Source organism: Metallibacterium scheffleri (genome assembly GCF_002077135.1).
GTDB lineage: Bacteria > Pseudomonadota > Gammaproteobacteria > Xanthomonadales > Rhodanobacteraceae > Metallibacterium > Metallibacterium scheffleri.
Genome location: NZ_LDOS01000002.1, coordinates 1,572,174 through 1,589,856, shown reverse-complemented (window position 1 = coordinate 1,589,856; position 17,683 = coordinate 1,572,174). Strand labels below are relative to the sequence as shown.

Sequence of the window (17,683 nt, the reverse complement as noted above, 5' to 3'; positions counted from 1 at the left end):
ACGCCATGAGCACACTTGAAAATCGCCTGACCGAACTGGAAATCCGGCTGAGTTTTCTCGACGAAGCGCTGCACGGTCTGCTCGCCACCGATGCCGAGCGCGCCCTGCGCCTTGACCGCCTCGAGCGCATCGTCACCGAGCTGCGTCTGGAACTGGCGGGCGTGCGTACCGCGCTGGCACCGGATGTGCGCAGCGAGCCGCCACCGCCGCATTACTGATGGTCCCACGGCGTGTCTGCGCCGCGAATCACACTGCCGAGTGCCTCATGGTCGATTCCCTGCGTGATCAACTGCTGAAAGCGGGTTTGAAGCCCAGTCCGAAACCCGTCGCGCCGGCGCATGGCGAGCGCGTGGCGCAGGCACCTGCAAGCCGCGGCACGCATGACAAGTCAGGCCGGCGCGATGCAAGCCCGTCGCGCGGACCTGATGCCGCGCGTGTCGCGCAGCGCGGGCGCGGCGGCAGCCCGATACATGCCGCCGGCAAACCTTCGCCGCGTCGTGCTGATGCGAGCCAGGAAGAAATCGATCTCGCGCGCGCCTATGCCTTGCGCCATGCGCAGGAGCAACGCGAGAAGGCCGCCGCCGAGCGCATCGCCGTCGAGCGTGCGCGGCTGCGCAAGGAACAGCGTGAAAAGGCGCACGCGCTGGTGCAGGGCAAGACGCTCAATCGCGCCGATGCCGAACTGATGCGCCATTTCGAATACGGCGGCAAGATTCGTCGCGTGCACGTGGATGCTGCACAGTTGCATGCGCTCAACGCTGGCGAGCTGGGTGTGATCCAGCTCGACGGGCGCTATTGGCTGGTCGAGCGCGCGCTGGCCGAAGCGGTGCGCGAGTGCGCACCGCAACACCTGGCGTTGCTGCCTGATCCGGGCGCGGCCGATGATGCGGACGAGTTTGGCGCCATGCCCGATCCGGCTTGAGCCGCGCATTGCGTGGAGTCGGGCTAGGCAGTGTGTCGGGTGTCGCTGCGTCAGCGAATGATGCCCACCCCCAAGCCGAAGCTGACGTGTGGCTTGTCACTGCGCAACTCGGCCGCGGTCCATACGTGCGATGCATCCACGCGCACCAGCGGGAAGGTGTACGACGCGTCGCCCACGGTGCCCACGCGCACGCCCTCGATGTGGCCCGTGAGCGTGACCAGCGCGCCGGCCGGATAGTTCAGCGGCTCGACGTAGCCCCGCATGATGGCGATGAAGCGCCCGCCCACCGGGCTGTTGGGCAGCGGCCGCTGCGAGCTGTCCAGCGGATAGCCGAGGATCTGGATCTCGGTGCTGTCGGGCATGTTCTGCACCGCCACCACCTGGCCACCCCAGATCACCGCGCGCCCGGTGTAGCGCTCGGGCGCCTGCGCCACGGTCTCCGGCGGCACATTGGCGACATTCGCGCTGGGTTTGAAAATGGGCGCCGGCGCGCAGGCGGCAAGCAGCAGTGCGGCGGACAGGGATAACAATGTCAGTGACAACGATCGCGGCAGGCGGCGCATGGAAACTCCCCGTGTATTGGTGTTCGCAGCATAGCCATAGCCGGGTGCGGTAGCGTGAGCACCACCGGACTCATTCACGCTTCAGCCAGAGCAGGCGCGAATCGCCCTGGCCGTCCTCGCCCAGCAGTCGCGCCAGTGCAGGCAGGGCCGCGAACAAGGCCTGATCCAGCTTCCACGGCGGATTGAGCAGAGCCACGCCGCAGCCGTTCAAGCGCAGCGGCGAATTTTCCGCGCGCACCGCCAGTTCGGCCACCAGCACCGACTGCGCCGCGCTGCCGCGCAACCAGCGCAGCAACGGCTCGCGCGTGCGTTGCAGCTTGATCGGATACCACACCGCAAACATGCCCCCGGGCCAGCGCGACAGCGCCGTGGCCAGTGCGCGCTGGATCAGCTTGAACTCGGCTTCCTGCGCCTCGAACGGGGGGTCGATCAGCACCAGGCCGCGCTTTTCCGCCGGCGGCAGCAGCGCGGACAAGGCTTCGTAACCGTCGCGCTGGTGCACTTGCATGCGTGCATCGCCGTGGAACTGGCCGCGCAATGCGGTGGCTTCATCCGGCAGCAGTTCGCACAGCACGGCGCGATCCTGCGCGCGCAGCGCGTGCTGTGCCAGCCATGGCGAACCGGGGTAGCGCGCCAGCGGCGTGCCCGCATCACAGGCGCGCACGGCCTCGACGTAGCTGCGCAGCAACGGCGGCAGATCGCTGGCATCGAGTACGCGCAGCACGCCGGCGCGGAACTCGCCGGTCTTGCGCGCGGCCTCCGAGTCAAGCGCGTAGACGCCGCTGCCGGCGTGCGTGTCCAGATACGCGAACGGCGCCGGCTTGCGCTTGAGCGCATCGAGCACGCCCAGCAGGATCGTGTGCTTGAGGACATCGGCAAAGTTGCCGGCATGGAAGCGGTGGCGATAATTCATTGCAAGGCTCGACAGGCGGCACGGCAAGTGTACGTGGCACGGAGCGCACGGATGCCGACCGCGGAGCGCCTTCTGGGTTGCGTTGACATTACGGAGAAATTACGCTGCGGCCCATGCATCTTTCTGCCGTCCCGTTCCGCCGTCTGTTCGTGCTGGCCCTGCTGGCATGGGCGGGCATGGTGCTCACGCTGCCGCTGCCTGCCATGCAGACTGCACTGGCGATGGCGACGACCATGAAGCATGCCGCGCCGATGTCGCACGCTGGCCAGCCGGTAGCCGCGCACTGCGCCGATGCATCCGCGGCCGGGTACGATTGCTGCAGCCACGCGCAGCCTGCCTGCAGTGGTGGATATTGCTGCGGTTGTGTCAGCGTGTGTGGTGCCGCGGCTCTGCCGGTGGCTGCGCTGTCGATGCGGACGTCGCGTGCGGGGCGCGATCTGTTGCGGCTGCGCCGCCCCGCCCTCGCACCCATGATCACCGCTCCGCCGCTGCGACCGCCAGCCGCCTGAACGCGCCGCGTCGCTGCGCGCGACGCTCCTGCCTTGCCCGATTGACGCCGTGCCGTGCCGAGCGCGGCCTGTTCTCGCGTTCCGGAGTTGCCATGTCCCGCATTCTTGTTCAATCCAAGGGTCCCGCCGTGCCCGATCCGTCCCGTCGCCGCTTCATGCAGGGGCTCGCGCTGGGTGGCGCCGCGCTCGGCGTCGGCCTGCTGCCGCGCTTCGCGCTGGCCGCGCCGGCAGCCACGGCGTATCCCGCCGTGCTCAGCGGCACCGAGTTCGATCTGACCATCGGCACCATGGCGGTCGATTTCACCGGCCACGCGCGTAGCGCGATCGTGGTCAACCGCCAGTTGCCGGCGCCGATCCTGCGCTGGCGCGAGGGCGACACCGTCACCCTGCGCGTGCGCAACACGCTGCCGGTGACCAGCTCGATCCACTGGCACGGCATCCTGCTGCCGTTCCGGATGGACGGCGTGCCGGGCCTGAGCTTTCCCGGTATCGCGCCGGGCGAGACGTTCACCTACCGCTTCCCGGTGCGCCAGACCGGCACCTATTGGTACCACTCGCATTCGGGTTTCCAGGAGCAGCAGGGCCTGTACGGACCGATCGTGGTCGAGGCGCGCGACGGCGCCGGGGTCCGCGCCGATCGCGACTACGTGGTGATGCTCAGCGACTGGACCGACCAGAACCCCGACACCATCCTCGCCACGCTCAAGCGCCAGAGCGACTACTACAACTTCGGCCAGCCGACCGCGCTCGATTTCATGCGCGATGTCGAGCGCATCGGCATCCGCGCGGCGCTGGCCAGGCGGCGCATGTGGAACCGGATGCGCATGAACCCGACCGACCTCAGCGACGTGTCGGCCTACACCTATACCTACCTGCTCAACGGCACCGCGCCGGCCGGCAACTGGACCGCGTTGTTCAAGCCCGGCGAGCGCGTGCGTCTGCGCGTCATCAACGGCTCGGCGATGACCTACTTCGACCTGCGTATCCCGGGCTTGAAGATGACCGTGGTCAGCAGCGATGGCCAGGACGTCGAGCCGGTGACGGTGGACGAGTTGCGCATCGGCGTCGCCGAAACCTATGACGTGATCGTCGAGCCCGGCGACGCGGCCTACACGATCTTCGCCCAATCGATGGATCGCAGCGGCTACGCGCGCGGCACGCTGGCGCCGCGTGCCGGCATGGAAGCGCCGGTACCGCCGCTGGATCCGGTGCCGTGGCTGGGCATGACCGACATGATGGGGGCGATGGGCGGCATGGCTGGGATGGCCCACGGCGCGCACGGCGGCGGCATGCAGGGCATGAAAGACAAGAATGGCATGGCCGGGATGTCGGACATGGCGCACGCCGGCCACGCGGCGGCGTCCGCGCAGGAAGGCGCTGCGCCGTTCGCCTTCCCGCCGCCCTGGCACTGTCGCACCGGCCCCAGTGTGGACATGTGCGTGGCCGACCCGCGCACCAACCTCGAAGATCCCGGCGTCGGTCTGCGCGACAACGGCCGCCGCGTGCTGAGCTACGCCGACCTGCACACGATCGGCGGGTCGCTCGATCCGCGCGAGCCGGGGCGCACGCTGACCCTGCACCTCACCGGCAACATGCAGCGCTACGTGTGGGGCTTCGACGGCGTGAAGTTCTCCGACGCCAGGCCGATCGTGTTCCGCTACGGCGAGCGCCTGCGCATCACCCTGATCAACGACACCATGATGACCCACCCGATCCATCTGCACGGCATGTGGAGCGAGGTCGAGGCGCCGGACGGCGGCTTCCAGGTGCGCAAGCACACCGTCAGCGTGCAGCCGGCGCAGCAGATCAGCTACCTGGTCAGCGCCGACGCACCGGGGCGCTGGGCCTACCACTGCCACCTGCTCTACCACATGGAAGCGGGCATGTTCCGCGAGGTGATCGTGGCATGAGCACGCATGCGATCATTCGCCGCCGCACACGCTTGACCTCGCTGTGGGTGCTGTGCGCAACCGCGCTGACGGCGCCGGCGTTCGCGCAGCAGGTGCCCGCATCGTCGGCATCGACGGCGATGCCGGAGATGGACATGGGCTCGATGCCGGGCATGGACATCTCGCACGGTAAGCACGGCGCCCCACCCGCAAAGCCGGCGGCTCCGGCGCGTGCAACCTCGGCGCAACCGGCTGCCACTTCGTCCTCGATGGGCAGCATGTCCGGCATGGACATGGGTGCGATGTCCGGGATGGACACAGGCAGCACGTCAGGCATGCCAGGGATGAAAACATCGCACGGCCAGCGCGGCGCGCCAACTGCATCCTCCACCTCGACGCCTGCGGCGCCCGCGCTGCCACCCGGTCCGGCCGATCCCGCGGCCTATCTGGCGAAGCTCGAAGCGATGCCGATGACCGGCATGGACATGGCCGATGACCAGAGGTTCGGCAAGGTGCTGATCAACCAGCTCGAGGCGACCCGCGCCGACGGCATCACCGGCCAGGCCTGGGATGCACAGGCCTGGTACGGCGGCGACCGCAACCGTCTGTTGCTGCGCAGCGAGGGCGCGCGCAGTGCCGGGCATGTGCAAGAGGGGGACATCGAAGCGCTGTGGAGCCATGCCATCGCCACGTTCTGGGACAGCACGCTGGGCGTGCGCCACGACTTCGGCAACGGGCCGGGCCGCAACTGGGCGGCTTTCGGCGTACAAGGTCTGGCGCCCTACTGGTTCGACATCGAGGTCACCGGCTATGCGGGTTCGGGCGGGCGCACGGCGGCGCGCTTCAAGGCCGAGTACGAGTTGCTGATCACCCAGCGTCTGATCCTGCAACCGGAGTTCGAGGCCAATCTCTACGGCAAACCCGATCCGGTCTGGCGATTGGGCTCGGGTCTGTCAGACGCCAGCCTGGGCCTGCGCCTGCGCTACGAGATCCGCCGCGAGTTCGCACCGTATATCGGCCTGGTCTGGCAGCGCGTGTTCGGCGGCACCGCGGACTTGCGCCGCGCCGAGGGCAAATCCGTGTTCGACCGGCAGATCGTGGCCGGCGTGCGCATCTGGTTCTGAGGAGGGGATATGAAAAACACGCTGATTGTTCTTCTCGCGGCCGCGTTGGCGGTGGCGCTCGGCATCTTTGGCTACATGTGGCTGGGCATGTACAACATGGGCGCCGACAGCCCGCACTGGAAGGCGACGGTGGCGATGCTGACGATGATGCGCGAACGCTCGATCGAGAAGCATGCGGCTCCCATCGAGGTGCCAAACGACATCAACGATCCTGCGATCATCCTCAAGGGTGCCGGCCAGTACGCGGCAATGTGTGCTGGCTGCCATCTGGCGCCCGGCGTCACCGATTCCGAGATACGCCCCGGCCTGTATCCGCAGCCGCCCAACCTCAGTCAGGTGCGTGTCGATCCGCGCCAGGCGTTCTGGGTGATCAAGCACGGCATCAAGATGAGCGCGATGCCGGCGTGGGGCTTCAGCCATGACGACGCCACCATCTGGAGCACGGTCGCCTTCCTTCAGAGGCTGCCTGGCATGACGCCCGCCGAGTACCGGGCCATCGTCGCCAAGGCGCCGCCCGACGAGGACATGGGTCCGATGGATTCCGGCGCGATGATGCAGAGCCACGCCCACGCCGACCGGGCAAGCAGTCACACGCATGATCATTGAATTCAATGATGTTGCTTTGGCGTTGTCCGGCGAGTTTGCACTGCGTTCGCCGCACGCGTCTGCGTATCAACGGTAGTGCATAACTTGACCTTCTATGATCAAGTATTCATACTAATAATTAATTACTTGATCGGATGTTGGCATGGCCTTGGTCTACCTCGACTGCAACGCCACCACCCCGATCGCGCCGGAAGTGGTGGCGGCCATGCTGCCGTTCCTGCGCGAGCATTTCGGCAATCCGTCGTCCGCTCACGCCTACGCGGATGCGCCGCGCCGCGCCATGGCCGCGGCGCGCGAGGACACTGCCCGCCTGATCGGTGCGCGTGCGGCCGAAATCGTCTTTACCGGCAGCGCTACCGAGGCGAACAACCTCGCCATCCTCGGCGTGGCGCGGGTGTTGGGGCCTGCGCGTCGCCACGCCGTGATCTCCGCCGTCGAACACCCGGCGGTGAGCGAGCCCGCGCGTCGACTGCAGGAGCTGGGCTGGTCGGTGACGGTCGTGCCGGTGGATGAATACGGCCGAGTCGCTCCCGGCGACGTCGCCGCCGCGCTGCGATCCGATACGGGGCTGGTGTCGGTGATGCACGCCAACAACGAGGTCGGCACGATCCAGCCCATCGCCGAGATCGCCGCGATCGTTCGCGCCCATGGGGTACCGATGCACACCGATGCCGCGCAGTCCGCCGGCAAGGTCGCGCTCGATGTCGAAGCGCTGGGCGTCGACCTGCTGACCCTCGCCGGACACAAGTTCCATGCGCCCAAGGGCGTCGGCGCGTTGTACGTGCGCACCGGCACACCGATCACTGCCGTGCTCGCCGGAGCCGGCCAGGAGCAGGGCCTGCGTCCGGGCACCGAGAACATCGCGCAGATCGTCGCCCTGGGTGCCGCGGCACGCCTGGCGCGCGAACGCCTGCCGGAAGCTCACGCGCACCTGCGCGCGCTGCGCGACCGACTGCATGCCCGCCTGTCGCAGGAGGTTCCGGGGCTCGCCTTGAACGGCCACCCCGAGCAGCGCCTGTCAAACACCCTCAACGTGTCCTTTCCCGGCGTATCCGGCGTGATGCTGCTGCAGCGGGTGGCGGACCAAGTCGCCGCCGCCACCGGTTCCGCCTGCCATGCCGGGGACGCTGCGCCCAGCGGGGTGCTGGGAGCGATGGGCCTTCCCGGCGCGCGGATCGCCGGCGCCGTGCGCCTGTCCGTTGGGCGTTATACCCGTGAGGACGAAATCGACGCGGCCGCCGCGGCGTTGATCACGGCATGGCGCGAACTGACGGTCGCGGAGCACGGCTGATGGACAACCGCGCATTCAAGGATCAGATCTACGAACAGTTCGGGCGCTTGGGCAAGTCCCTGGCAAGCCCCAAGCGACTGGAAATGCTCGATGTGCTCTGCCAGGGGCCACGCACGGTGGAGTCGCTTGCCGCGGCCACCGGCCAGACCCTCGCCAACGCCTCGCAGCATCTCAAGGTGCTGCGCACGGGTCGCTTGGTGGAGGCGGAAAAACAGGGTTTGTACGTCACCTACCGGCTGGCCGGAACCGAGGTCTGCGATTTCTTTCTGGCCTTCCGCCATCTGGCCGAGTCGAGACTGGCCGAAATCGAGCGCATCACCCGGCTCTTCCTCGACGGCAAGAACGTTCTGGAAGCGGTGGATCAGGCCACCCTGCTCAAGCGCGTTCGCAGTGGCGAGGCACTGGTTCTCGACGTGCGTCCCGAGCAGGAGTACCGCAACGGACACATCCCCGGCGCGCTGTCGGTGCCGCTGGCCGAGCTGGAGCAGCGGCTCGCCGAATTGCCGCGCGACCGGCAGGTGGTGGCCTATTGCCGCGGTCCATATTGCGTGATGTCGGTCGAGGCGGTGGAGATCCTGCGCCGCCACGGCCGCAAGGCCGCGCGGCTCGAAATCGGCGTGCCCGACTGGCGGGCGCTGGGGCTGCCGCTGGAATCGCAACCGTGAATTCCATTTCATCAACGCAAGGGAGACTCCCATGAAACATCTATTCGTGCTCAACGATGCACCCTACGGCAGCGAGCGTAGCTACAACGCCCTGCGGCTCGCCCGGCAGATGCTCAAGACCGGCGGCGAGGAGGTGAAGCTGTTCCTGATCGGCGATGCGGTGGCCTGTGCCAAGGCCGGGCAGAAAGTGGCGCCGGGCTACTACAACATCGGCGACATGCTGGGCATGATCGTTCGCCACGGCGGCGAAGTCGGCGTCTGCGGCACCTGCATCGACGCCCGCGGCATCGCCGCCACGGAGCTGATCGAAGGCGCGCCGCGCAGCACGATGGAGCAGCTCGCCGCGTGGACGCAGTGGGCTGACAAAACGCTGGTGTTCTGAATGCTTGTTGCAGAAATCCACCGTCATGTCGCGATCGCTGCAACAGCCTGTGCTATTTTGCAGAAGTGATGCGTCGCCTGCACATCAATCGCCGCACGCGCCTGCGCATTGCGCTGCTGGCGCTGTGCGCGCTGCTGTTCCAGCAGTTGGCGCTGACGGCGTACGCCTGCTCGCTGCCGCAGGCCGCGGTACCCGCGCAGGCGGCGATGCAGTCGATGGCGAGCATGCCTTGCTGCGATGGCATGACGAGCATGATTCAGCATGCGCGCGCGTTGTGCGTGCAGCATTGCGCGCAGCCGGCACCGGCGCCGCAGGACGCGCGCGCGCCCATGGTGCCCGCGCTGGCGTTGCCGCCGCAGCCGCCGGTGCTGGCGATCACTCCAGCCCCGCCGTCGCCGCGTCTCGACGAGCGCGCGGCCGCTGATCTTGGCGCATCGCCACCGCCGCGCTGCTGCGTCCTGCTGATCTAGACCCTCCCTCGTGTGTCGTGACCGGCCGCGCCGAGCGCGTGCCGGATGCGTTCCGCCCGATGGAGACTTGCCATGTTCGTGTTTGATCGCCGGCGCCGCCGTGACGTCGTGCTTCACCTGCAATGTGCGACCGCGCTGCTGGCGCTGACAGCATTTCCGGCAGTAGCCACATCGCCACTGACCCTGCAACAGACGGTGACACTGGCTGTCGAGCGCGCGCCGCTGGTGCAGGCGGGCCGTGCTCGCGAGGATGCCGCCCGCGCTGACCGCAATCGCGCCGGTCGCTGGCCCGATCCGCGCCTTACCTTCGGGGTGCAGAACCTGACGGTGCAAGGGCCTGGCGCCTTCAGCACCGCCGCCGATTCCATGACCATGCGCACGGTGGGGCTCAGTCAGGAGATCCCCTCCGACACCCAGTTGGCCGCGGAACGTGTCGGTGCGCGTGCGGGCGAGGCCGCGGCCAATGCGGAAACCGAGCAGGCACGCCTGAATGCCCGACAAGCGGCGGCGGCGGCCTGGGTTTCCCTGTGGGCCGCCGAGCAGGCGCGCGACCAGATCGAGGGACTTGAGCGGCAGAACGCCCTGGCCATCGTCGCGGCGAAGGCGCGCCTGGCCGGTGGCACTGGCTCCGCGGCGGAGGCCCTGGCGACCAGGGCGGCACAGGCCGAACTGGCCAATCGGCTGGACCTCGCCAATGCCGATATCGCGTCCGCGCGCGCCGCGCTGGCGCGCTGGATTGGAAGCGAAGCGGCAAGCGCGGATCTGGCCGCGTCCCCCGACTTTGCGCGGCTCCCGGTCACCGACGCGCACCTGCTGCAGACTCCCGACCAGCAGGCACCGCTGCTCGACTGGGAATCGCGCGAAGACCGCGCGGAGGCCGCACTGCAGAGCGCCCGCGCCAGCAAGCATCCAGGCTGGAGCGTGGGCTTGGACTATGGCGCGCGAGCACCCGGCCTGCCGAATATGATTACGTTGCTGGTGGGCGTGCGTCTGCCGTTGTTCCCCGCCCATCGCGAGGACCAGGACGTCCTGGCCCGCCGCGCCGACCTCGATGCGGTACGCGCCGAGCGCGAGAACGCGCGCCGCGCGCAGGTCGAGGCGGTGCAGCGCCTGCTGGCGACATGGCAGGGCTACGGCCGCCAGGTGCGACGCGACCGCGACACGCTGCTGTCCCTGGCGGCCGATCGCAGTGCGGCGGCACTGGCCGCCTACCGCGGCGGCGCCTCGCTGCAACCCTGGTTGGAAGCGCGGCGAGACGAGATCACGACCCGTCTTGACTATGTCGATGCGTTGAAGGCCTGGGGTGACACCTGGGCCCAACTCGCTTACCTGCTACCGGAGTATGCGCAATGAGCCGTACGCCCCTTTTTGTCCTTCTGGCTACGGTTATGGGCGTTGCCGCGGCCGCCGGGTATGTCCTGGGAACGCGCGATCACGGCAGTGCCGCGCCAACGTCTGGCGCCCAGCCAGCGCGCAAAGTGCTGTACTGGTATGACCCGATGCAGCCCGGCACACACTTCAACCATCCCGGGCCATCGCCGCTGATGCCGGGTATGCAACTGGTGCCGAAGTATGCGGGCGGGTCAGGTACGAGTATGGGCTTGGTGCGCATCAGTCCGGTTGTCGAGCAGAACCTCGGCATGCGCACCAGCGTCATCCGTGTCGGCGTGTTGCACCGGGAGTTGCGTGTGCCGGGCGTTCTGGCCTGGGATCGTCGTCGCTCGGTGGTCGTCAGCGCGCGTACCGATGGCGTGCTGTCGCGGCTGTTCGTGCGCGCGCCGTTCGATCACGTGCGTGCCGGCCAACCGCTGGCGGAGCTGCTGGCGCCAGCCTGGATGTCGGCTGTCGCCGAATACCGCGCGCTCGAGCATGCGCAGTCGGCTGATGCGCGCGCGTTGCGTTCCGCCGCGCTGCAGCGTCTGTACGTACTGGGCATGAGCGCGCAAGAGATCCGCTCCGCGGATATCAGTGCCGGCGGCGGCATCATGCTGCGCGCACCTGCTTCCGGCGTGGTCAGCGCGCTGGACGTGCGCCAAGGCCAGCAGGTGGCCGCCGGCACGACGTTGTTGCGCATCGACGATCTCGCCCGGCTGTGGCTGGATGCCGCGATCCCGCAAGCCGAGGTCGCCGGTATCGGCCCGGGCACGCCGGTCGCCATCGAAGTCGACGCGTTTCCCGGGCGCATCTTCGCCGGTAACGTCGAGGCTTTGCTGCCCGAGGTGGATGCGCGCACGCGCACCGAAACCGCGCGTATCGCGCTGGACAATCCGCACGGCACGCTGGCGCCGGGCATGTACGCGACGGTGCGCCTGGCGACCGCAGGCACCACGCCGCATCCGCTGGTACCCGATGAGGCCTTGATCAGCACCGGCGTGCAGAACCGCGTGCTCCTCGATCTTGGCGATGGCCGCATGCAGCCACGCGCGGTGCGCATCGGCCGCTCGGCGGATGGCTATACCGAGGTGCTGGCAGGCCTCAAGAGTGGCGAGCGCGTGGTCACCTCGGGCCAATTCCTGATCGACTCCGAGGCCAATCTCAATGGCGCGCTGCAGCGGTTGACCACGCCGCCCGCGCCGCGCTCGTCGGTCGCGCCTGATGTGCCCGCCGTGCCTGTCATGCCTGCGTCGTCGGCGCCGACGGTGCCCGCACGCCCGAGCGTGAAGCCACCGGCACAGGACGCCATGCCCGGCATGGCCATGCCAGCGTCCACGAAAGGCCACACGCCATGATCGTCGCCATCATCCGCGCCGCCATCCGCAACCGCTTGCTGGTACTGATGGGCGCATTGCTGCTCGCCGGCTGGGGGGTATGGGCTGCGCTGCACATCCCGCTCGATGCCTTGCCCGACCTCTCCGATACGCAAGTCATCCTGAAGACGAGTTGGACCGGGCAGCCGCCACAGGTGGTCGAGGACCAGCTCACCTATCCATTGGCGACGACGATGCTCTCCGTGCCCGATGTCAAGGCCGTACGCGCGTATTCCTCGTTCGGCTATTCGCTGGTGTATGTGATTTTTCACAGCGGCACCAATCTGTATTGGGCGCGATCGCGGGTGCTGGAATATCTGAGCCAGGCGCGTGCACGGCTGCCGCAGGGCGTCGATCCGGAACTCGGGCCTGACGCCACCGGCCTGGGCTGGGTCTACGAGTACGCACTGGTCGACCGCGATGGCACGATGGATCTCGGCCAGTTGCGCGCGCTGCAGGACTGGTATCTGCGTTATCAACTCAAAACCGTGCCGGGCGTGGCCGAGGTGGCCAGCATCGGCGGCATGCGGCGCGCCTGGCAGATCGTGGTCGATCCGGTCAAGCTGGCCGCCTACGGCTTGACGTTGGCACAGGTGGAACAGGCCGTGCGCGTAGCCAATGGGGCCACCGGTGGCTCCGTGATTTCGCAGGGCGAAGCCGATCTGATGGTGCAGAGCATCGGTTATCTGCATACCCGCGAAGACTTCGACCGGATTCCGCTGACGACCGGACCGGGCGGTGTGCCGGTGCGGCTCGGTGAGGTCGCCGTGGTGCGCCGTGGGCCGACGCTGCGCAACGGCATTGCCGATCTCGATGGTCAGGGCGAGGTCGTCGGCGGCGTGGTCATCGAGCGCGAGGGCGCCAACGCGCTGAAAACGATCGAGGCGGTCAAGACACGTATCGCACAGTTGCAGCGCAGCCTGCCCAAGGGCGTCGCGATCGTGCCCACTTACGATCGCTCGCAGTTGATCCTGGAGGCCGCGCACAACCTGCGCGAGAAACTGCTGGAGGAATTCCTGGTGGTGGCGTTGGTGTGTGGACTGTTCCTCTGGCACCTGCGCTCCTCGCTGGTGGCGGTGGTCACCCTGCCGCTGGGGGTGTTGGCGGCTTTTCTGGTCATGTACTACCAGGGCGTCAGCGCCAACCTGATGTCGCTGGGCGGCATCGCCATCGCCATCGGCGCGATGGTCGATGCCGCGGTGGTGATGATCGAGAACGCGCACAAACATTTGGAGCACTGGCGTGAGGCGCAAGGTCGCGACCCCGATGGCGCCGAACGCTGGGAGGTCATCGCCGAAGCGGCCGCCGAGGTGGGGCCGGCGCTGTTCGTCAGCCTGCTGGTGATCGCACTGTCCTTCGTGCCGGTATTCGCGCTGCAGGGGCAGGAAGGCCGGCTGTTCTCGCCGCTGGCCTTCACCAAGACCTACGCGATGGCCGCGGCGGCGGCGCTGGCGGTGACGCTGGTCCCGGTACTGATGGGCTATCTGATTCGCGGCCGTATCCGCCCCGAGAACAGGAATCCGCTCAACCGCGCACTGATCCGCGGCTATCGGCCGCTGCTGCATGGTGCCTTGCGGCGCTCCTGGGCGGTACTGCTGGGTGTGGCGCTGGTGCTGGCGGCCAGCACATGGCCGCTGCTGCATCTCGGCAGCGAGTTCATGCCGCCATTGAACGAAGGCACGTTGCTGTACATGCCGACCGCGTTGCCGGGCTTGTCTTACGGCAAGGCCGCGCAACTGCTGCAGCAGACTGATCGTCTGCTCAAGACCGTGCCCGAAGTGGCGACCGTGTTCGGCAAGGCCGGCCGCGCCCACACCGCGACCGATCCCGCGCCGATCAACATGTTCGAGACCACGATCACCTTCAAGCCGCGCAGCCAATGGCCGTCGGGCATGACCATGGCCAAGGTCCAGGAGCAACTGCAGCGTGCCGTCAGCGGCATTCCTGGGCTGACACCGCTGTTCGTGCCGCCGATCGCTAACCGCGTGTCGATGCAGTCGACCGGCATCAAGAGCCCGATCGGCATCAAGGTGCTGGGTCCGGATCCCGCCGTGCTGCAGCATCTCGCGAACGCGATCGTGCGCGTCGCGCAGCGCGTGCGCGGGGTCGGCTCGGCCGCCGCCGACCAGAGCAATGGCGGGCGCTACCTCGACGTGCGCATCCGGCCCGATGCGGCCGCGCGCTATGGCCTGACCCAGGCTGACCTGCAGACCATCATCGCCACCGCGGTGGGCGGCGATCCCATTGGCGAGACGGTGCAGGGCCGCGAGCGCTTTCCGATCGTGCTGCGCTATCCGCGCGTGCAGCGACAGAGCGCCTCGGCGCTGCGCCACCTGCTGATCGTCGCGCCTGATGGCACGCAACTGCCGCTGGATGCGGTGGCGACGGTGTCCGTGATCGGCGGCCCGGCGATGCTGACTAGCGAGGATGGACAACTGGCCAACTACGTGTATATCGATAACTCGAGCAGCAATTTAGGCGGCGTGGTGGCGCGCTTGCAGGATGCGATCCACCGGCAGGTCGTGTTGCCACCGGGCTACACGCTGGAGTGGGCCGGCCAGTACGCTTTCCTCGAGCGCGCCGTGCAGCGGCTGAAGACCATCGTGCCGCTGACGCTGCTGATCATTTTCGTGCTGATCTGGAGCGTGTTCCGGCGCATTCCCGAAGCCCTGTTGATCATGTTGACACTGCCGTTCGCGCTGGTCGGCGGCGTCTGGCTGGTGTGGCTGCTGGGGCACCCGGTGTCGGTGGCGACCATGGTCGGCTTCATCGCGTTGGCGGGTGTGACCTCCGAACTGGGGGTGGTGATGCTGCTGTATCTGCGCAACGCGTGGCGGCAACGGGTGGAGGCCGGCGGCGCCGATGAGTTGGCGCTGGATGAAGCGATCGACGCCGGCGCGGTGCTGCGGGTGCGGCCGATCGCCATGACCGCGGTGGTGATCCTGGCTGGCCTGATGCCGATCATGTTTGGCCACGGCGCCGGCTCGGAGGTGATGCGCAGCATCGCCGCGCCGATGGTCGGCGGCATGATCACCGCGCCGCTGCTGTCGATGCTGGTGATCCCGGTAGGCTATCGCCTGCTCGAGCGTCGTCGCCTGCGTGTCGGCCGGCCGTTGGGCGCGGACCGCGCCGCGACCGTCGCGACGCGCCATGCAGAGCGGGCCACGTCTTGAGCACGCGCTGGTGGCCGGGCACCAGATCGCGGCTGGCGTGCGCATGTGGTATTGCGCTGGCGCTTGCTGCGCCTGCGCATGCGCGTGCCGGAAGCAACGGGCACAATGGCGGCTTACGATCTTCTCACCCTCAGGAGTGTCGCATGTCGCATCAACGGATCTCTGCCCACCTTGGACTGGCCCTGGCTGCGGTCATGATCGCCATGCCCGCGCTTGCCGCCGCGCCGCTGCGCTACCCCGTGGCGCAGCGCGACAACATCGTCAACAACTACTTTGGCGACAAGGTGCCGGCGCCGTATCAGTGGATGGAGAACCTCAATGCGCCGGGTCTGAAAAAGTGGGTCGGCGAGGAAAACGCGCTCACCCACGCCTACCTGGCCAAGGTGCCGACGCGGCCGTGGATCGAGCAGCGCCTGACGCAGTTGTGGAACTACGCCAAAGAAAGCGTTCCGGTGCAGGCCGGCAAGTATCTGTTCTTCAGCCGCAACACCGGTTTGCAGAACCAGTCGCCGGTCTACGTGCAGGACGGCGCCAGCGGCAAGCCGCGCGAGTTGATCGACCCGAACACGCTCTCGCCCAACGGCGACATCGCGCTGTTGGACTGGCAGCCGTCCGAGGATGGCCACTACCTGGCCTACGGCCTGTCGCAGGGCGGCTCCGACTGGCAGACGCTGCACGTGATGGACGTGGCCACCGGCAAGACACTCAGCGACGACGTGCAGTGGGTGAAGTTTTCCGGCATCGCATGGACGCACGACGGCAAGGGCTTTTTCTACTCGCGCTATCCGGCACCGCCCCAGGGCGAGGCGATCAGCGACCGCGTCGTCAACCAGGCGCTGTACTACCACCGCCTCGGCACGCCGCAGGCCGATGACGTGCTGGTCTACAAGCGCCCGGACTTGCCCGAGTGGATCGTCGGCGGCGCGGTAAGCCACGACGGCAAATACCTGTTCATCAGCCTGGTCAATGGCACCGCCAACCGCAACGAGCTGTTCGTCAAGGAAATTGGTGCCGGTGCGGCGCCTAGGCTGGTCGCGCCCATCAAGCCGTTGTTCACCCAAAACGATGCCGTGTATCAGCCGATCGGCACGATCGGCGACACCGTATACCTGCGGACGACGCTGGGTGCGCCGCGCGGGCGCATCGTCGCCTTCAACATCGCGCATCCCGCGCCGGCCGACTGGCGCGTGGTGGTGCCGCAGACCGCGGCGGTGATCCAGTCCGCCAGCCTCGCCGATGGCCGCGTGCTGGTGAACAAGCTCAAGGACGTGAAGAGCGAGGTCGAGTTGTACGCCAGCGATGGCAAGCACCTCGCCACGCTGCCGCTGCCTACGCTGGGCTCGGTCGGTGGCATCAGCAGCCACGTCGACAGCAGGCAGGTGTACTACGCGTTCACTTCGTTCCTGTATCCGACCACGATCTTCAACTACGACGTGAGCGACGGCAAAACCCGCATGGTATTCAAGCCTGACGTGCCGTTCGACCCCAGCCACTACGAAACGGTACAGGTGTTCTACCACTCCAAGGATGGCACGCGCGTGCCAATGTTCCTGACCTACCGCAAGGGCCTGCAGCGCAATGGCATGAACCCGACGCTGCTGTATGCCTATGGCGGCTTCAACATCAGCATCACGCCGAGCTTCTCTCCGACCCTGCCGGTATGGCTGGAGCTGGGCGGCATCTACGCCGTGGCCAACATCCGCGGCGGCGGCGAATACGGCGAGGCGTGGCACAAGGCCGGCATGCTCGGCAACAAGCAGAATGTCTTTGATGATTTCGCCTGGGCCGCCAAGTGGCTGGTCAAGAACCGCTATACCGAGGTCAGGCGCCTGGGTATCCAGGGTTACTCCAATGGCGGGCTACTGGTCGGCGCCAGCATCACCGAGAACCCGCGCCTGTTCGGTGCCGCCTATGCCGGCGCGGGCGTGATGGACATGCTGCGCTACCAGAAGTTCTCCGGCGGCGCGCTGTGGGCGCCGGAGTACGGAACCTCGGATGTGAAAAAAGACTTCGCGTGGCTGATCAAGTACTCGCCGGTGGAAAACGTGCGCAAGGGCAGCTGTTACCCGCCGACGCTGATCACCACCGCCGACCACGACGACCGCGTGGTGCCGAGCCATTCGTACAAGTTCGCCGCCGCCCTGCAGCACGACCAGGCCTGCGCCAACCCCATCTTGCTGCGCGTGGAAACCGACACCAGCCACAATTACATGCCCACCGACAAGCGCATCCGCCAGTCGGCCGACATCCTCGCGTTCATGGCCAACAACCTCGGCGTGAGCGCAGCGCCCAAGAGCAACCCGGACGCGCCGGGCGGCAAGTAGGCTGGGTTTCACGCGGGGTCGTCCATGAGGATGGCTCCGCGCTTGTTCCGTGCGCGTTGGCATGATTTTTCTGGCAAAGCTGTCGGAGCCATGACACGCGCAAGC

At 67.5% G+C, this 17,683-nt stretch carries 16 protein-coding genes; 14 read left to right on the top strand and 2 right to left on the bottom strand.

Going from position 1 to position 17,683, the window contains the following annotated elements; all coding sequences use genetic code 11:
* Positions 1-5: 5 nt before the first annotated feature.
* Complete coding sequence (locus Mschef_RS12475; protein WP_081128897.1) at positions 6-218, top strand: SlyX family protein; 213 nt, start codon at positions 6-8, stop codon at positions 216-218.
* 47 nt (positions 219-265) lie between these two features.
* Positions 266-922: a DUF2058 family protein gene (locus tag Mschef_RS12470; RefSeq protein ID WP_081128895.1), complete on the top strand. Its 657-nt coding sequence runs from the start codon at positions 266-268 to the stop codon at positions 920-922.
* A 50-nt stretch (positions 923-972) separates the two neighbouring features.
* Here Mschef_RS12470 and Mschef_RS12465 read toward each other — a convergent pair whose 3' ends face one another.
* Positions 973-1,485: a Slp family lipoprotein gene (locus tag Mschef_RS12465; RefSeq protein WP_081128893.1), complete on the bottom strand. Its 513-nt coding sequence runs from the start codon at positions 1,483-1,485 to the stop codon at positions 973-975.
* Between the two features lie 70 nt (positions 1,486-1,555).
* Positions 1,556-2,398, bottom strand: a complete 843-nt coding sequence (locus tag Mschef_RS12460; protein ID WP_081128891.1) for a 23S rRNA (adenine(2030)-N(6))-methyltransferase RlmJ — start codon at positions 2,396-2,398, stop codon at positions 1,556-1,558.
* A gap of 113 nt (positions 2,399-2,511) precedes the next feature.
* Between Mschef_RS12460 and Mschef_RS12455 the strand changes: the two genes are divergently transcribed.
* The 12 genes from Mschef_RS12455 (at position 2,512) to Mschef_RS12400 (ending at position 17,578) form a co-directional block, all read left to right on the top strand.
* The gene (locus Mschef_RS12455) at positions 2,512-2,907 is read left to right on the top strand and encodes a hypothetical protein (protein WP_081128889.1); all 396 of its coding nucleotides are present in this window, start codon (positions 2,512-2,514) and stop codon (positions 2,905-2,907) included.
* 92 nt (positions 2,908-2,999) lie between these two features.
* Positions 3,000-4,817, top strand: a complete 1,818-nt coding sequence (locus Mschef_RS12450) for a copper resistance system multicopper oxidase (RefSeq protein ID WP_081128887.1) — start codon at positions 3,000-3,002, stop codon at positions 4,815-4,817.
* Positions 4,814-5,920, top strand: a complete 1,107-nt coding sequence (locus Mschef_RS12445) for a copper resistance protein B (RefSeq protein ID WP_081128885.1) — start codon at positions 4,814-4,816, stop codon at positions 5,918-5,920. Before Mschef_RS12450 ends, Mschef_RS12445 begins: the two co-directional genes overlap by 4 nt.
* Positions 5,921-5,929: 9 nt before the next feature.
* Positions 5,930-6,526 carry a c-type cytochrome gene (locus Mschef_RS12440; protein ID WP_081128883.1) on the top strand — a complete coding sequence of 199 codons (597 nt, stop codon included), beginning with the start codon at positions 5,930-5,932 and terminating at the stop codon, positions 6,524-6,526.
* A 142-nt stretch (positions 6,527-6,668) separates the two neighbouring features.
* Positions 6,669-7,817 (top strand): cysteine desulfurase family protein, encoded by a 1,149-nt coding sequence (locus tag Mschef_RS12435; RefSeq protein WP_081128881.1) that lies wholly within the window; start codon positions 6,669-6,671, stop codon positions 7,815-7,817.
* Positions 7,817-8,482, top strand: a complete 666-nt coding sequence (locus Mschef_RS12430; RefSeq protein WP_081128879.1) for an ArsR/SmtB family transcription factor — start codon at positions 7,817-7,819, stop codon at positions 8,480-8,482. Before Mschef_RS12435 ends, Mschef_RS12430 begins: the two co-directional genes overlap by 1 nt.
* A gap of 31 nt (positions 8,483-8,513) precedes the next feature.
* Complete coding sequence (locus Mschef_RS12425) at positions 8,514-8,864, top strand: DsrE/DsrF/TusD sulfur relay family protein (protein WP_081128877.1); 351 nt, start codon at positions 8,514-8,516, stop codon at positions 8,862-8,864.
* Positions 8,865-8,932: 68 nt separating this feature from the next.
* Complete coding sequence (locus Mschef_RS12420; protein WP_081128874.1) at positions 8,933-9,334, top strand: hypothetical protein; 402 nt, start codon at positions 8,933-8,935, stop codon at positions 9,332-9,334.
* A gap of 72 nt (positions 9,335-9,406) precedes the next feature.
* Positions 9,407-10,687 carry a TolC family protein gene (locus tag Mschef_RS12415; RefSeq protein WP_081128872.1) on the top strand — a complete coding sequence of 427 codons (1,281 nt, stop codon included), beginning with the start codon at positions 9,407-9,409 and terminating at the stop codon, positions 10,685-10,687.
* Positions 10,684-12,063, top strand: coding sequence for an efflux RND transporter periplasmic adaptor subunit (locus Mschef_RS12410; RefSeq protein ID WP_081128870.1), 1,380 nt, complete (start codon positions 10,684-10,686; stop codon positions 12,061-12,063). Before Mschef_RS12415 ends, Mschef_RS12410 begins: the two co-directional genes overlap by 4 nt.
* Positions 12,060-15,254: an efflux RND transporter permease subunit gene (locus Mschef_RS12405; protein WP_081128868.1), complete on the top strand. Its 3,195-nt coding sequence runs from the start codon at positions 12,060-12,062 to the stop codon at positions 15,252-15,254. Before Mschef_RS12410 ends, Mschef_RS12405 begins: the two co-directional genes overlap by 4 nt.
* A 143-nt stretch (positions 15,255-15,397) precedes the next feature.
* A complete protein-coding gene (locus Mschef_RS12400; RefSeq protein WP_081128866.1) occupies positions 15,398-17,578 on the top strand; it encodes a prolyl oligopeptidase family serine peptidase in 2,181 nt (726 codons plus the stop codon).
* Positions 17,579-17,683: the final 105 nt, after the last annotated feature.

Coding starts and splice junctions, on each gene's coding strand:
- Mschef_RS12475 (WP_081128897.1), top strand. CDS start 6: ATGAGCACACTTGAAAATCGCCTGACCGAACTGGAAATCCGGCTGAGT.
- Mschef_RS12470 (WP_081128895.1), top strand. CDS start 266: ATGGTCGATTCCCTGCGTGATCAACTGCTGAAAGCGGGTTTGAAGCCC.
- Mschef_RS12465 (WP_081128893.1), bottom strand. CDS start 1,485: ATGCGCCGCCTGCCGCGATCGTTGTCACTGACATTGTTATCCCTGTCC.
- Mschef_RS12460 (WP_081128891.1), bottom strand. CDS start 2,398: ATGAATTATCGCCACCGCTTCCATGCCGGCAACTTTGCCGATGTCCTC.
- Mschef_RS12455 (WP_081128889.1), top strand. CDS start 2,512: ATGCATCTTTCTGCCGTCCCGTTCCGCCGTCTGTTCGTGCTGGCCCTG.
- Mschef_RS12450 (WP_081128887.1), top strand. CDS start 3,000: ATGTCCCGCATTCTTGTTCAATCCAAGGGTCCCGCCGTGCCCGATCCG.
- Mschef_RS12445 (WP_081128885.1), top strand. CDS start 4,814: ATGAGCACGCATGCGATCATTCGCCGCCGCACACGCTTGACCTCGCTG.
- Mschef_RS12440 (WP_081128883.1), top strand. CDS start 5,930: ATGAAAAACACGCTGATTGTTCTTCTCGCGGCCGCGTTGGCGGTGGCG.
- Mschef_RS12435 (WP_081128881.1), top strand. CDS start 6,669: ATGGCCTTGGTCTACCTCGACTGCAACGCCACCACCCCGATCGCGCCG.
- Mschef_RS12430 (WP_081128879.1), top strand. CDS start 7,817: ATGGACAACCGCGCATTCAAGGATCAGATCTACGAACAGTTCGGGCGC.
- Mschef_RS12425 (WP_081128877.1), top strand. CDS start 8,514: ATGAAACATCTATTCGTGCTCAACGATGCACCCTACGGCAGCGAGCGT.
- Mschef_RS12420 (WP_081128874.1), top strand. CDS start 8,933: ATGCGTCGCCTGCACATCAATCGCCGCACGCGCCTGCGCATTGCGCTG.
- Mschef_RS12415 (WP_081128872.1), top strand. CDS start 9,407: ATGTTCGTGTTTGATCGCCGGCGCCGCCGTGACGTCGTGCTTCACCTG.
- Mschef_RS12410 (WP_081128870.1), top strand. CDS start 10,684: ATGAGCCGTACGCCCCTTTTTGTCCTTCTGGCTACGGTTATGGGCGTT.
- Mschef_RS12405 (WP_081128868.1), top strand. CDS start 12,060: ATGATCGTCGCCATCATCCGCGCCGCCATCCGCAACCGCTTGCTGGTA.
- Mschef_RS12400 (WP_081128866.1), top strand. CDS start 15,398: ATGTCGCATCAACGGATCTCTGCCCACCTTGGACTGGCCCTGGCTGCG.